Raw genomic sequence first — 273 nt, 5'->3', positions numbered from 1 at the left:
TTGAGTTTCACCCTGACAAAAATCCGGATGACAAAGATGCCGAGGCTAAGTTTAAAGAAGCAGCCGAAGCATATGAGGTTTTAAGTGATGCCGATAAAAAAGCACGTTATGACCAATTTGGGCACCAAGCATTTGAAAATGGCGGTGGCTTTGGTGGCGGCGGCATGAATATGGACGACATCTTTAGCCAATTTGGTGATATTTTTGGTGGTGCCTTTGGTGGTGGTTTCTCAGGTTTTGGCGGTGGCGGCGGCCAACGCAGAGTTAAAGGTA

At 46.9% G+C, this 273-nt stretch carries 1 protein-coding gene; it reads left to right on the top strand.

From position 1 onward, the window contains the following. On the top strand, positions 1 to 273 hold a 273-nt coding region (locus FUA24_RS25675; protein WP_246146956.1), incomplete at both ends, for a DnaJ domain-containing protein.

The organism is Seonamhaeicola marinus (assembly GCF_008085455.1).
Note: the sequence above shows the minus strand (reverse complement) of the source record. Positions and strands in the feature narration are given on the sequence as shown.